This window comes from Pseudomonas sp. 1176_21 (genome assembly GCF_052850635.1).
Window position 1 is genome coordinate 664,896 of sequence record NZ_VXCV01000001.1, and the last position, 13,825, is coordinate 678,720.

10 protein-coding genes are annotated in these 13,825 nt (G+C 65.2%); 3 read left to right on the forward strand and 7 right to left on the reverse strand.

The window, feature by feature from the left end; all coding sequences use genetic code 11:
• Positions 1 to 40: 40 nt before the first annotated feature.
• The 6 genes from FW760_RS03265 to FW760_RS03290 form a co-directional block, all read right to left on the reverse strand.
• Positions 41 to 2,038, reverse strand: coding sequence for a peptidase U32 family protein (locus tag FW760_RS03265; RefSeq protein WP_043861235.1), 1,998 nt, complete (start codon positions 2,036 to 2,038; stop codon positions 41 to 43).
• 139 nt (positions 2,039 to 2,177) lie between these two features.
• Complete coding sequence (locus tag FW760_RS03270; protein WP_116053941.1) at positions 2,178 to 6,917, reverse strand: putative Ig domain-containing protein; 4,740 nt, start codon at positions 6,915 to 6,917, stop codon at positions 2,178 to 2,180.
• Between the two features lie 123 nt (positions 6,918 to 7,040).
• Positions 7,041 to 7,586 (reverse strand): GNAT family N-acetyltransferase, encoded by a 546-nt coding sequence (locus FW760_RS03275; RefSeq protein WP_116053944.1) that lies wholly within the window; start codon positions 7,584 to 7,586, stop codon positions 7,041 to 7,043.
• The gene (locus FW760_RS03280; RefSeq protein WP_116053946.1) at positions 7,579 to 8,118 is read right to left on the reverse strand and encodes a phage tail protein; all 540 of its coding nucleotides are present in this window, start codon (positions 8,116 to 8,118) and stop codon (positions 7,579 to 7,581) included. Before FW760_RS03280 ends, FW760_RS03275 begins: the two co-directional genes overlap by 8 nt.
• A 35-nt stretch (positions 8,119 to 8,153) precedes the next feature.
• A complete protein-coding gene (locus FW760_RS03285; protein ID WP_116053949.1) occupies positions 8,154 to 8,711 on the reverse strand; it encodes a phage tail protein in 558 nt (185 codons plus the stop codon).
• Between the two features lie 29 nt (positions 8,712 to 8,740).
• Positions 8,741 to 9,295: a phage tail protein gene (locus tag FW760_RS03290; RefSeq protein ID WP_054914486.1), complete on the reverse strand. Its 555-nt coding sequence runs from the start codon at positions 9,293 to 9,295 to the stop codon at positions 8,741 to 8,743.
• 433 nt (positions 9,296 to 9,728) lie between these two features.
• Between FW760_RS03290 and FW760_RS03295 the strand changes: the two genes are divergently transcribed.
• On the forward strand, positions 9,729 to 10,502 hold the full coding sequence (locus FW760_RS03295; protein ID WP_043861240.1) for an ABC transporter ATP-binding protein: 774 nt from the start codon (positions 9,729 to 9,731) through the stop codon (positions 10,500 to 10,502).
• Positions 10,503 to 10,612: 110 nt separating this feature from the next.
• Here FW760_RS03295 and FW760_RS03300 read toward each other — a convergent pair whose 3' ends face one another.
• A complete protein-coding gene (locus tag FW760_RS03300; protein ID WP_116053952.1) occupies positions 10,613 to 11,068 on the reverse strand; it encodes a class I SAM-dependent methyltransferase in 456 nt (151 codons plus the stop codon).
• 182 nt (positions 11,069 to 11,250) lie between these two features.
• Between FW760_RS03300 and FW760_RS03305 the strand changes: the two genes are divergently transcribed.
• Positions 11,251 to 12,591 (forward strand): diguanylate cyclase, encoded by a 1,341-nt coding sequence (locus FW760_RS03305; RefSeq protein WP_173925049.1) that lies wholly within the window; start codon positions 11,251 to 11,253, stop codon positions 12,589 to 12,591.
• A 58-nt stretch (positions 12,592 to 12,649) separates the two neighbouring features.
• On the forward strand, positions 12,650 to 13,726 hold the full coding sequence (locus tag FW760_RS03310) for a hypothetical protein (protein ID WP_446443581.1): 1,077 nt from the start codon (positions 12,650 to 12,652) through the stop codon (positions 13,724 to 13,726).
• The last annotated feature ends 99 nt before the right edge of the window (positions 13,727 to 13,825 follow it).

The window sequence follows — 13,825 nt, forward strand, 5'->3', positions numbered from 1 at the left end:
GCGGGCGGTCATGCAGGGCGCATGACCGCCCGGGCGGCACTCAGTGCGTGCCGCGCGGCACGGTCTTGAGCAGGTCTTCGGGGCTGATATGGCCCACGATGTGCTTCACGCTGCCCGGTTGCGGCAGGTCGAGGATGTGCCCCTTCATCTTGCCGATCACGTGCATCTCGCACGGCTTGCAGTCGAACTTCAGGGTCAGTACCTCGTCACCGTGAATCAGCTGCATGGGCGCAACCTTGGTGCGCACGCCGGTGACGCCCTTGGCCTGTTTGGGGCACAGGTTGAACGAGAAGCGCAGGCAGTGCTTGGTGATCATCACCGGCACTTCGCCGGGCTCTTCGTGGGCCTCGTAGGCCGCATCGATCAGCTTGACCCCGTGGCGGTGGTAGAAGTCGCGGGCCTTCTGGTTGTACACGTTGGCCAGGAACGACAGGTGCGACTCGGGGTATACCGGCGCCGGCACCGTCTCGGCCTTGCGGCTGCCGCGCGGGTGCGCGGCAACGCGGGCGGCGGTGAGGCTCTCGATCACGTCGCGGCGCAGCGCCTTGAGCTGGGAGTTGGGAATGAAGTACGCCTGCGGCGCATCCAGGCGAATGCCGGTGGCGTGGTACTGGGTGGTGCCCAGCTGGCCGAGCAGGTCGTGCAGTTGCTCCAGCGCCTGCTCCGGCTTGTTGGCCGGGCCGAACGGGCCGGGCAGGGTGGCACTGGCGCTGATGCCTTCCTCGCTGGTGGCGGTCAGCTCAAGGCCGTGTTCACGCAACTGCGCGACCCAGCCCAGGCCGATACGGCGTTCGGCCGACGTCTTCTGCAGCGCCTGCTGCCAGTTGTGGTCCAGGTTGCGGCTCAGCGGATGGTTGGGGCGCAGCTGGTGCAGGCCCTTGGGCATCTCGTTGGGCTCTACGCGGTAGCGGTAGCGCTTTTCGCCGTCTTCGTCGAACTCGCCCCTGGCCTCGGCGATGTTGGCACGAAAGCCGACCACCTCACGCTTGACCAGCACGTTGAGGCCGTCGCCGTTGGACAGCGGTGCATGGGTGACCACCTGCAGGTCGCGCTTGCCGACCTTTTCCACCACACCCACCGGCAGGCCGGTGAAGGTGGGCGAATCGAACGCGCCGATGTCGATCTTGCGCTCGCTCACGAAGTAGTCGGTGCTGCCGCGGTGGAAGGTCTTGTCCGGGTCGGGCACGAAGAAGTGCGCGGTATGGCCGCTGGAGGCGCGGGCCAGGTCGGTGCGGTCTTCGAGCACTTCGTCCAGGCGCTGGCGGTAGTAGGCGGTGATGTTCTTCACGTAGCCCATGTCCTTGTAGCGGCCCTCGATCTTGAACGAACGCACGCCAGCCTCTACCAGGGCGCGGATGTTGGCGCTCTGGTTGTTGTCCTTCATCGACAGCAGGTGCTTCTCGTAGGCGATCACGCCGCCTTTTTCGTCCTTGAGGGTGTAGGGCAGGCGACAGGCCTGGGAACAGTCGCCACGGTTGGCACTGCGTCCGGTCTGGGCGTGAGAGATGTTGCACTGCCCGGAGAACGCCACGCACAGCGCGCCATGAATGAAGAACTCGATGGCCGCGTCGGTTTCGTCGGCGATGGCGCGGATTTCCTGCAGGTTCAGCTCGCGGGCCAGCACCAGCTGCGAGAAGCCGGCCTGGTCGAGGAATTTGGCCCGTGCCAGGGTGCGGATGTCGGTCTGGGTGCTGGCGTGCAGCTCGATGGGCGGAATGTCCAGCTCCATCACCCCCAGGTCCTGCACGATCAGCGCGTCGACGCCGGCGTCGTACAGCTGGTGGATCAGCTTGCGCGCCGGCTCCAGCTCGTTGTCGTGCAGGATGGTGTTGATGGTGGTGAACACCCGCGCGTGGTAGCGGTGGGCAAACTCCACCAGCCCGGCGATATCGCTCACCTCGTTGCAGGCATTGTGGCGGGCACCGAAGCTCGGGCCACCCAGGTACACCGCATCGGCGCCGTGCAGGATCGCCTCGCGGGCAATCGCCACGTCGCGGGCGGGGCTGAGCAATTCCAGGTGATGCTTGGGTAGGGACATGTCTTTTTAGTCTGGCTGGTCACGGTAGCCGCGCATTGTAGCCGCGCAACGCGCTGTCGGCACCTTTGCCGACAGGCGTCATGCAGATTGACCAGCCCCCTTCGCCGGTGAGGCCGGCAAAGGGGCGCCAGGGCAGGGGTCAGAAGCGCCCGTCCAGGCCGATGCGGAACATCTCGTTGCGCTCGTCGGTGGCCAGCGCGGTCTTGTACGAGAAGCCCAGGCGCCAGCTCTGGCTGAGGCTGAAGTCCAGGCCCAGGTCCAGGTCGACGAAGTTGCTGTCCATCGGGTCGGGTGACAGGCGATACAGCACGCCGTCGTTGGTCTGGTCGGTGTAGCGCATGCGGTAGTCGTCGCTGCGGCTGAAGTTGTGGCCCCACGCCAGCCCGACCCGCGGCGTGAGCACGCCGGCGCCGGTCTGGATGTCGTAGCCGCTGCGCACGCCCAGGAACGAGGTGAAGGTCCGCTGGCGCTGTTGTTCGTACGACAGCCCGTAGATACCGCCGCCCCGTTCGCTGAAGTCGTCCAGCTTGGTGAAGCTGGCGTTCAGCCGTGTGTACGGCGCCAGCGACAGGGTGCCTTCGCGGTACTCGTAGCTGGCGGTCAGCGAGGCGAACAGCTGGTCGGCGTCGCGCGAGCCATGGGCATAGCCGTTGGACGGGTCGGCAGTGACGTAGCGGCGCGAGTCGAAGCGGATGCGGTTGTAGCCCAGCAGTGCATCGATGTAGATCTCCGACAGCGGGTTGACGCTCAGGTACGCCGCCAGGCCCAGGGCGTCGGCCTCGCTGCGGGTGTCCTGCTCGCCGATGTCGGCGCGGTCGTTGCCGTAGCCAAAACCGATGCCCACCACGGCCCTTGGCGACAGGCGATAGTCGACGCCGGCGCTCAGTCCGTAGGTGACGAAGCTGTTGTCCTTGGCGCCGCGTGCGCGGTTGGAACCGGTGTTGATGAAGCCATCGGTCCAGTAGGCCACGGCCTCTTCGACGCACTCGCCGGAGGTGGCGCGGGCGGTGTCGCGCTGTTTGCGACGGGTGTCGTCCGCGTCCTCGTCGTCATTGCCCTTGCCGTTGCCTTCGAGCTCGTCGCGCAGCGCCTTGCCCAGGCTGCCCAGGCCGAGGTTGTCGCGGCCATGTTGAACGTTGGCGTTGAACGCGTTGCGGTCACAGGTAGGGCGGTGCAGTTGCTCCAGGCGCCGGTTGAAGTTGTCCATCTGGGTGCTGGCAAAACGATCCGCTGCGCGCGATTGCGCGTTTAGCAGGCCGATCACTTCGGCGTCCTTGCTGGGGTCGGGACGTGCCTGCACGCTGAAGGTCACGGTGCCGGTCGCGCTGGCACCGCTGGTGCTCTCCAGGCTGAAGGTGACCACTGCTGTGCCGGCAAAGGCAGCGGCAGGCACGAAGCGCAGGTTGAAACCGGACAGGGCGGCACGCGCTGCTCGCGCAGGGGCCATCGATGTCAGGCTGGCATGCCCGGCTGACGCTGGGCTCAACGACAGCACGCGGGCGCGCAGGAACGGCCCTCCGGTGGCCCCACGGGTAAGGTCGACGCTGGCGACAGCACCGGGGCTGAGCGCCTCGCTGGATGACACCACGGTGACCACCTGGGCGGCGATCGCCAGGGTAATGCTGCGGCTGCCGGTGGCGCCGTTGGCATCGGTGGCGGTAACGGTCAGCGTGGCGTTGGCGGCCTCGGTCGGCGTGCCGCTGATCACCCCGGTCGCCGGGTCGAGCTGCAGACCATTGGGCAGGCTGCCGGCGCCGATGGCGTAGCTGTACGGCGCCATCCCGCCGCTGGCACCCAGGCCGAAGCTGTAGGCGCTGCCCACGGTGCCTGGCGGCAGTGTGCCGGAGGCCGGGCTCATTACCAGCGTCGGTGGGGTGATGGTGAGGCTCACCGTGGCGGCTGCCGAGGTGCCGCCCGGGCCGGTGGCGGTGTAGGTGAAGCTGTCCACGCCCGAGTAACCGGCAGTCGGGGTGTAGGTGATGCTGGTGCCACTGACCTGCGCGGTACCGTGCTGTGGGTTGCTGGCCACGGCTACGCTTGTGACCGGGGCACTGCCCAGGTTCAGGGTCAGCGGGTTGTTGCGGCTGTTGGCGGCCACACTGGCCGACACGTTGCCGACCACGGGCGCCTGTGCCACGACTGTCAGGCTCAGCGCCTGGCTTGCCTGGAAATTCTGGCTGTCAGTCACCCTGACGGTGAAGCTGGTGGTGCCGGGTGCGGTTGGCGTACCGGTCAGGCTGCCGGTCGGGGCCAGGGCCATGCCGGACGGCAGGGCGCCCGAAACGATGGTGTAGCTGTACGGCGCGGTGCCGCCACTGGCACTGATGCTGGCCGTGTAGGGCACGTTCTGGGTGGCGTTGGCCAGTGTGGTCGTGCCGATAACCACGGTGGGTGGCGTGATGGCGAGGTTGACGGTGGCAGGCGCCGAAGTCCCTCCCGGGCCGGTGGCGGTATAGGTAAAGCTGTCGACGCCGGCATAGCCTGGGGTCGGGGTATAGGTGAAACCCGTGGCCCCGGTGATGTTGACGGTGCCATGTGCAGGGGGTGTCACCACGGCCAGGCTGGTGGTCGGCCCCCCGCTGAGGCTTGCGCTGATCGTGCTGGCGCCGCTGTTGGCTGCGAGGGTTTGGTTGATATTGGCGGCTACCGGCGCTTGCTGGCCAACCACGAAGGAATAGGGACGCACTCCGGTGAATCTGTTGGTATCACTGGCCCGCACCCCGAAAGTGAACGTACCGGCGGTGGTTGGTGTGCCACTCAGGGTGCCTGTGCTGGTAAGGCTCATTCCTGCAGGCAGCGCGCCGAAGGCGATACCGTAGTCGAAGGGTGCAACCCCACCGCTGGCGCTGATCGACGTGCTGTACCCCGTGCCCACCGTAGCCGCGGGCAAGGTAATCGGCGTGATGTCTATGAAGGGCGTGGCAATGGTGAGGGTATAGGACTGACTGACGCTGGTGAGGTTGCTGGAGCTGTCGACCGCAGTGACGCTGAAGGTGTAAGTACCGGGGCTGGAGGGGCTTCCGGTCAGGGTACCGGTACTGGAAAGGGCGATTCCGGTCGGTAGGCTGCCACCGTTGATGCTGAAGGTGTAGGGCGCGACACCCCCACTGACGGTGAGCTGTTGGCTGTAGCTGCTGCTGTAAATGGGGGCTGGCAATGTCGCCGGGGTGATGGCCATGCTGCCGGCAACGATGGTCAGTGTATAGCTGCGCGTGCCGGTGTAGCTGAACGCGTCGGTGGCCCTGGCCGTGAAGCTGAAGTTGCCGCTGCTGGTCGGCGTGCCGCTGAGCGTGCCGTTGGATGCCAGGGTCAGGCCGCTGGGCAAGGCTCCAGATGCAAGCGAAAAGGCGTAGGGCGCGTTACCCCCGCTGGCAGCCAGCGAGGTGGTGCTGTAGGCGATACCGGCAGTACCCCCAGGCAGTGATGCAGGGGCGATGCTGATGGTCGGGGAACCGACGGTAACGGTCACGGTCGCCGGGGCAGAGGTGCCTGCACTGTTGGTGGCGGTATAGGTGAAGCTGTCCGTGCCTGCAAAACCGACCGTGGGTGTGTAGGTGACGCTGGTGCCGCTGGCCGTTACTGTGCCGTGGCTTGCTGAGGTACTGATGGCCACGCTGCTGGCGACGCCCCCCGAGAGGCTGAGTGTGACAGGGTTCGCGCTGCTGTTGTGGCCGACAGAGGCGCTGACCGGGCCGGCAACCGGCGGTGCAATGTAGGTGAAGGCATTGGTCAACGACGCCGAGCCGGCGGCAGTGGTGACACTCACGTTGACCACGCCGGCGTTGCCGGCCGGGATTGTGGCGGTGATCTGGGTTGGGCTGTTGATGGTCCAGCCGGTTGCCGATACTCCGCCAAAGGTGACGCTGCTGGCGCCGGTCAGGCCGGTGCCCGTGAGGGTCACGCTGGTGCCACCGCCGATGGGGCCTGAGTTGGGGGTGACGGTGTTCAGGGTCGGCACGGCGAGGTAGGTATAGGCATTGACCGAAGTGGCACTGCCCCCCGGCGTGGTGGCCACGACATTGACGGGCCCGGCGGCATGCGCGGGCGCAATGGCGGTGATCGATGTCGAACTGTTGACGGTGAAGCTGCTTGCCGGCGTGCCGCCAAAGGTGAGGCTGGTGGTGCCGGTCAGGCCTGTGCCTGAGATAAACACTTGATTGCCGCCGGTGGTGGCGCCGGAATTGGGCGTAGCGATGGTCAGGGTCGGTACGGCGAGGTAGGTGAAACCATTGGTCAGCGTGCTCGTACCGCTTGCCGTTGTGACCGTCACGTTGACCGGGCCTGCCGTGTGGGCGGGGACGGTGGCGGTTATCAAGGTCGGGGCAACGACGATGATGTTGGTAGCGGGCACGCCAGCGAATGTCACGTTGGTGACGCCGACAAAATTGGTGCCGGTCAGGGTCACAGAGGTGCCGCCGATGGCGCCGCCGCTGCCGGGCGATACGGCGGTCAGGGTCGGTGTTGCGCCTGTGACCCTGAGGGTGTAACGGGCCTTGCCGACGTCGTCATTGTTGTCAAGGGCCGAAATCCAGAAATCGTAGCTGCCGATGGCTGTGGGGGTGCCATGCAGGGTGGTGGTCGCGCTTCCAGGCGACGTGTCCAGAAACAGACCGGGCGGCAGGCAGTTGGTCGGCATGCTGGGGTCATCCTGATCACATTCGTACCACTCGAAGATCGGCATGGCGCCGCCGGTGGCGGTGATAGTGACAGGTTGCATCGGTGTGTTGACCGCCACATCCGGCAGGGCGGTGCCACTGGCGGGGGAAAGGGTCGGGGCGGCACTGGCCTGGCCGCACAGCAGCAGCGAGACGAGCATCAGGCCCAGCAATGCAATGCTGCGGGCCATGCGGTGACGAAGGTCAATCAGGGATCTGTTCATGGGGCTTCCTGCCAGGTAGCGGTATTACTCGCTTGCGGCGCGGGTCAAGAGTCATCGGAACAACCCGTATGCCGTGACTGGCAGTGCGGGTTTTGCAGCGTTGAGGTAACGGCAGCGGCGTGGTCAGGGTTCCATGTGGGCACCCTCGGCACAGGTCTGCGTCAGTGGCCGTTGCATCTGCAGGTACAAGCCCTGCTCGCCAACTACCTCGAAGCCCAGGCGCGCATACAGCCGGCGCGCCGGGTTGAACGGCTCCACACTCAGGGCACAGCGCGTGTGCTGGCCGTCGGCCAGCGCGAGCACCGCGGCCAGCAGGGTGCTGCCCAGCCCCTTGCCCTGCCAGGCAGGCAGCAAGGCGATATCGACCACCCGCACTTCGCTGGCGTCCACCTGCAGGCACAACCTGCCGATCGGTTGCCCCTGGTGCTCCAGCAACAGGAATTCGGCCGAGCGATAGTGCAGGGCGTAGTGGCGTTGCTGCAGCTCGGCTTGGGCGTGCAGAAACGCGACCCGCTGCGCGTCGGTCCACCCTGGTGCGGCACGCACCTCTTCCCAGCGGCGCGCCACGAACAGCGCGCGCAGAAACCCGTCATCCGCCTCGGCCTGCAGGCGCAGGCCGGGAACGAACGACGATGGCAACAGGCGGGCCAGGCGCTCGAGGCTAGTCATTGCGGATCGGGTACTCCCCTTCGACGCAGATGCAGTACGCCAGCGCCAGGTAGGGTTGCATCAGGTTGCGCTCGATGTTGCCGTTGCCAGTGCCGGCGTCAGTCATGCTGCCTTCGGCCAGCGTCTGCGTGGTGCCCACAGTGTTGTACAGGTTGATGTTGCGTGGCTGGGCCAGGTAGGTGGTGGTGCTCGGGATGTCGACCCTCTGGTCCGGCTCGGTACCATCGCGCGCGGTGAACCCATGGTTGTGTGGCGGGTAGTTCAAGGAATTGAGCGCTACCTTGTCGGCGCCAGCGGTACTGGCGAAGGCTGCGTTTGGCAACCCGGTACCCTGGCCGGCTCCCATCACTACACGACCATTGAGATTGGGCAGCATGAACGTGGTCTTGCCATCGCCGCCGAATCGGTTGCCGATCACCGTAAACAGCACGCTGTACTGCTGGATCAACAACGAACGCCCGTCGCAGGGAAGAAAATTCTGCGGCACGAAACTGTAGGGCAGAAGCCTGATTTCACCATAGAAAGCGTCCATGGAATGCTCTTTCCTTGATTCAGAGAGGGGTGGGCTTACTGCTGCGACGGGTAGATCCCGGCCAGCGCGATGATGTAGTTGAGCGCCATGCTGCCCATCAGGTTGGCATGTGGTTGCCCGCCGCCTGGCGCCACCGACACTGCCGCGGAGTTCAGTGTGACGTTGGGGTTGGTGCCGCCGTTGCTGTACAGCCCCTTGGTCGAGCTTTGCGCGGTGAAGACCCCGAGCGTGCGCGAGGCCGGTGCCTGGGTGTCGACCGGCGAGGCGGCATCGGCCAACTGCGTGCTGGCGTAAAAGGTATGCGAGTGAGCGGGCATGTGTTGCACGCCAATGGAGGTCTGTGCACTGCCCATTGCCTGGCCCAGGTTGCGCTGCGTGAGGCCGGGGCCTGCGCCGGCGCCTACCGGTACCCGGCCGCGCAGGTCGGGCAGGGCGAAGGTGTTGACCCCATCACCGCCATAGGTGGTGCCCAACAGCGTGAACAACACCTGGTTCTGCTGGATCGACAACAGCTGGCCATTGCACAGTGCCCAGTCCTGTGGCTCGTAGTTGCCTGCGAACAGACGGATTTCCCCGATAAAGGCTTCAGACATGGTTCATTCCTTGATGTGAAGGAGCGTGTTCACGGGCGCGGTGGGTAAACGCCAACACTGGCGATGCAGTACTGCAGCACCAGCGAAGGCTGCATGTTGTCCAGGGGCTGTTGGGGTGGCGTGGGCTGAATCGTTGCCGGGTTGAGCGCTTGCTGCTTGCTACTGTCGAACTTGACGTAGGTGCTGCGCGAAGCGACCGGTGGGGTTGCCAGGTTGGCACTGGTGGCCGGGAACGCACCGGCCGGCCCGCTGTTGCCCAGGGCATCGGATACATAGACCTCATGGGTATGCTGGGCGAGTGCGGCGGCGGGCAGTGTTTCTTTCTCGGTGCCGGCTGACTGGCCCTGGGTATGATTGCTCAGGCCGGGGTCAGGGGTGCCGGTGCTGTTCCGGGCCAGCGCGGTGCGCCCGCGCAGGTCAGGCAGGGCAAACAGGTTGTTGCCGGAGCTGCCGAACTGGGTGCCGAGCAAGGAAAACAGTGCAGCGTTGGTTTGCGTGGATAACAGGCGTCCGTCGCACGGCAGCCAACCCTTGGGCACGAAGTTGTACGGGAACAGGCGGATTTCACCCACGAAAGGTTCCATATGAACAAACCTCCATCATGTTTCTCAGGCACCAAAAAAAACCCACTTGCAGGCAAGTGAGTGACAATCACGGCAGAGCTGACTAGCTAGGTAAGGCGGTTATCGATCACGGCCGGTGGCCGTTCCAGCTTCCATCTGCGCTTCTTCATGAGCGTTCCTTCCATGGTTGCGATAACAGGCAGAGGGTCCGGCGAAGCGGCCCTCGGGAGGTGGATTGATGCTAGGCGAGGTAGTGACGCATTGCCATCACTGAAAATGGGTATTTCGACGATTTTTTTCAAACGATTGTTTGACGCGGGGCGGCTGTCGGTAATCTGGCGCCAGACACACGTCGCGCCCGTCATTCATGGGCACCTGGCCGTGCCCTGTAGCCAGTGGCTGCGTGCTGTGGAAAGATCCGGGTTCTTTTCCGTGCCGCACTGACGAGCAAGCCATGATCGATTTCCACAATGTCACCGCCTACCAGCAGCACAACCGTGTGCTGGACGGTTTCTCCCTGCACATCGGTGCCGGCGAGAAGGTCGCCATCCTGGGCCCCAACGGGGCCGGCAAAAGCACCCTGCTCAAGCTGATCACCCGCGAGCTGTACCCGGTGGAGCGCGAAGGCAGCCACCTGAAGCTGTTCGGCAGCGACACCGTCAACCTGTGGGCACTGCGCAGTCGCCTGGGGTTCGTGTCCCAGGACCTTCAGGAAGACTACACCCCGCACACCCAGGCGCTGGATGTGGTGGCGTCGGGCTTTTTCGGCGCCATCGGTGCCCATGGCCATCTGCAGCCCGATGACGAGCAACTGGCGCAGGCGCGTGCGCTGCTGGCCGAGGTGGAAATGGCCGGGTACGAAAGCACCATGTTCCAGCGCCTGTCCACCGGGCAGAAGCGCCGCCTGCTGCTGGCCCGCGCGCTGGTTCACCGGCCCAGTGCGCTGATTCTCGACGAGCCGGCCAACGGCCTGGACATGGGGGCGAGCCTGGGCATGCTGAGGTTGCTGCGCAGCTTCTGCGCCGAGGAGCACGCCATGATCATCACCACGCACCATATCGACGAGATCATCCCGGAGATCGAGCGTGTGGTGCTGCTTAGCCAGGGGCGCATCGTGGCCGACGGGCCCAAGGCCGAGGTGCTGACCAGCGCGGCACTGTCGCAGCTGTACCAGACGCAGCTGCGCATCAGCGAACAGGATGGCTGGTACCGCTGCTGGCACGCCTGAACCGGCCTGCGTGCGGCCGGCTCGGCGGGGTCAGGTCACAGGGTTGATGAACGGGCCGCCGGTGAACTGCACGAACCACTGGCGGTACTCTTCGTTTTCCGGGTCGATGATCAGTGCCGGGAGAACACCAGGTGATGGCCACGCCACAGGTGCGCGTCGATCGTGCTCATGTCGACGCGCTTTTCGTAGGCGTCGATCATCTGTTCCAGGGTGGTCAGCGCGCGGATGCGGTCGGTGGGCTCGGCGTTGCGGTTGGGGAAGATGCAGAAGAACACGCCACCGTCCTTCACCACCCGGGATGACTCCACGTAGGCCGCCAGCAGGTTGGGCACATGCTCGATGACGTGGGAAGTGATCAGGTAGTCGAAGGTCTGGTCGGCAAAGGGGATATCCAGGAAGTCGCCCAGCGCGTCGACCCTGGCGGGCTCGGCGTGGTAGTTGGCCTGTTCCTGCTTGTAGTGCGTGTAGTCTTCCAGGTCCTGCGGGTACAGGAATGCCTCGCGTCTGAAAAAATGCCTTGCGCAGGCTATCGGCAGGGCCGCGCAAGTATTGAGCCGGGTATGCAGCGCTCGCGTTCAAAGACTTCCCGCGCAGCGTGCAATAGAATACCCGGCGGGCGAACCCGGTTGGTTCGTCCAGTGCCGAAGCCTCTTGTGATTCGTGTAGGCATCAGGCTTCTTGCTGAATTGAAAATAGGCCACACATGCCAAGCGTTTCCCCGGAAGTACAAGCCAAAGAATGGCACAGCATGGTTTCCCAGTACCCATGCACGCTGACCCAATCGTTGCAGGGCCTTGTCGAGCGCAACAAGGTCATGCTGGCCGCGCGGTTCTATGAACACATGCTGGCCGACCCCAATGCTTCGCTGATCCTGTCCCACGACGAGGTCAAGAGCCGCCTGGGCAGTTCGATGCAGGCCTGGCTGGTGCGGGTCTATTCGGTGTCGCCCACCGATGACTGCATGCCGCTGGTTGCCCTGCAGAAGCAGGTGGGGGAAGTGCATGCGCGCATCGACGTGCCGCTGCACCTGGTGCTCAGTGGTGCGCGGCACCTGAAGAAGTTGCTGTTCCAGCTGATTCTCGAACAGCAGTGGGCCAGCGAGGCGCAGGCATTGCGCCTGGCCAGCGAAACCATGGACCTGGCCATGGAAATCATGAGCCACGCCTATTCGCGGTCCCATGACCGCAACTCGCGCAACGAGGAAGGCTACCGGCTGTTCTCGGTGCTGCAGAACATCAGCACCGAGCGCGAGCGTCAGCGCGGCGCCTTGCTGGACTGGGAAAACAGCCTGATGTTCGACCTGGCCATGGGCTCCAACGGCGTGAACCTGCCCAGGCTCGCGGCCTCTGATTTCGGCCTGTGGTTCCGTCACAAGGGCGCCTACGCCTTCCAGAACACCAGCGAAAGCGATCAGATCCTGAAGATCATCCGTCACATGGATGACGTGTTGCTGCCCATGTTTCTTGCCTCGATGCACGAGCAGGAGACGCGCATGCGCCTGCTGCGCGACATTCGCGACCAGACCAAGAGCCTGATGTTCAACCTCGACAACCTGTTCAACACCGCCAACGAGCTGGAAAGCGGCCGCGACGTGCTCACACGCATGCTCAACCGCAAGTTCCTGCCGGTGGTGATCGGCAACGAGATCGCCATCGCGCAGAAGACCGGGCAGACGTTTTCGGTGTTCTCGGTGGATATCGACAACTTCAAGTCGATCAACGACAACTTCGGTCACGAAGCCGGCGACGCGATTCTGCAGCAGATCGCCGAGATCCTCAGCAGCCACAGCCGCGCGGGGGACTACGTGTTCCGCATGGGGGGCGAGGAGTTCCTGATGATCCTGGTGGACATCGACAGCGCCAACGCCATGAAGGTGGCGCAGAAGTTGCGGCGCAAGGTCGAAGCGGAAAAGCTGCAACTGACCGAAGGCCGCAGGCACCAGGTCACCGTGAGCATCGGCATGGCCACCTACAACGGCCACCCCGACTACCAGCACCTGCTGCGACAGGCCGACCAGGCCATGTACCAGGCCAAGCAGGGCGGCCGGAACCGGGTGGTGGCGTACGGGGAACTGACCTCGCCGGAGTGACAGGCCAAGCCTGATGGAGGCGACGATGCACACGCCAAGGCGCCTCTGGCGCAGCGTTATGTGGTTGACAGTGCTGTGGCTGACGGCCAGTGGCGCGCTCGCCACCGAGCGCGGCCACTGCGGGCGCCAGGCCGGCCCGCAGTGCCTGCACAGCTTCGCGTTGCCGGCAGGTGCAGGCCAGATGCATTACTACGCATCGCGCGCGCCAAGGCCCGGCGACCCCCACGGCCCGCAGACGGCACTGCTGATACTGCACGGGCATCCGCGCGATGTCGGGCGCAGCTTCGAGGCCGGCTTGCAGGCGGCACGTGCTGCGGGCCGGTTGCCGCGTACCCCGGTGGTGGCGCCGCTGTATCAGGTGGCGCCGGCGCAGGCCGGGCGTTGCAGCATGCCGGACACGCCCGGCGCTCAACCGGGCGACGCGCTGTGGAGCTGTGCCGGCTGGCTGGCGGGGGCTCCCTCGCTGGGCGCCCATCCGCTTGGCGCCTTTGCGGCACTGGACGCCTTGCTGGGCGAACTGGCCCGGCAGTGGCCGAGCCTGCGCAGTGTGACCCTGGTGGGATTTTCGGCCGGTGCGCAGATGCTCCAGCACAGCATCGGTTTTGCCGCCGACCCGCCGGCGGGTGTGGCGCTGCGCTATGTGATCGCCGACCCGGGCAGCTGGCTGTACTTCGACCCGGTTCGCCCCGTGCCCCTGCGGGGCGAGCGAACGGTGCCGTGGGAGGCCTGTGGTACGGGGGGCTGCACCTGGCGCTTCGACGTGCCGGCGACGTCCCCGGCCTGTGCCTATGACCACTGGAAGTACGGCACCCAGTCGCTGCCTGGCTATCTGCCGCGTACCGGCGCGCAGGCCCGCGCACACTATGCGGCGGCCCAGGTCGATTACCTGGAAGGTGCCCTCGACAGCAGTGCCGACAAGGGTACGTTCTACCCGATTCTCGACAAATCCTGCGCGGCCATGTTGCAGGGGCCTTTCCGATTGCAGCGAGGGCTGGCGTATGCCGCCTATGAACAGGCCTTGCTCAAGCCGCGCACGCCCAGGCGCATGGTCATCGTGCCAGGTTGCGCGCATGACGTGGCCTGTGTACTGGGCGCCGATGCAGCGCGGCCCGTGCTGTTCGCGCCGCCGCCCTGAGCGTGCCGCAGCGCCACGGCAGGTCAGGAAAATAATTCAGGACCAGCCCATTTTTTTTCGCTTGTGCCAGCCCCTTCGTGCCCTAAGACTCGAGCAGGG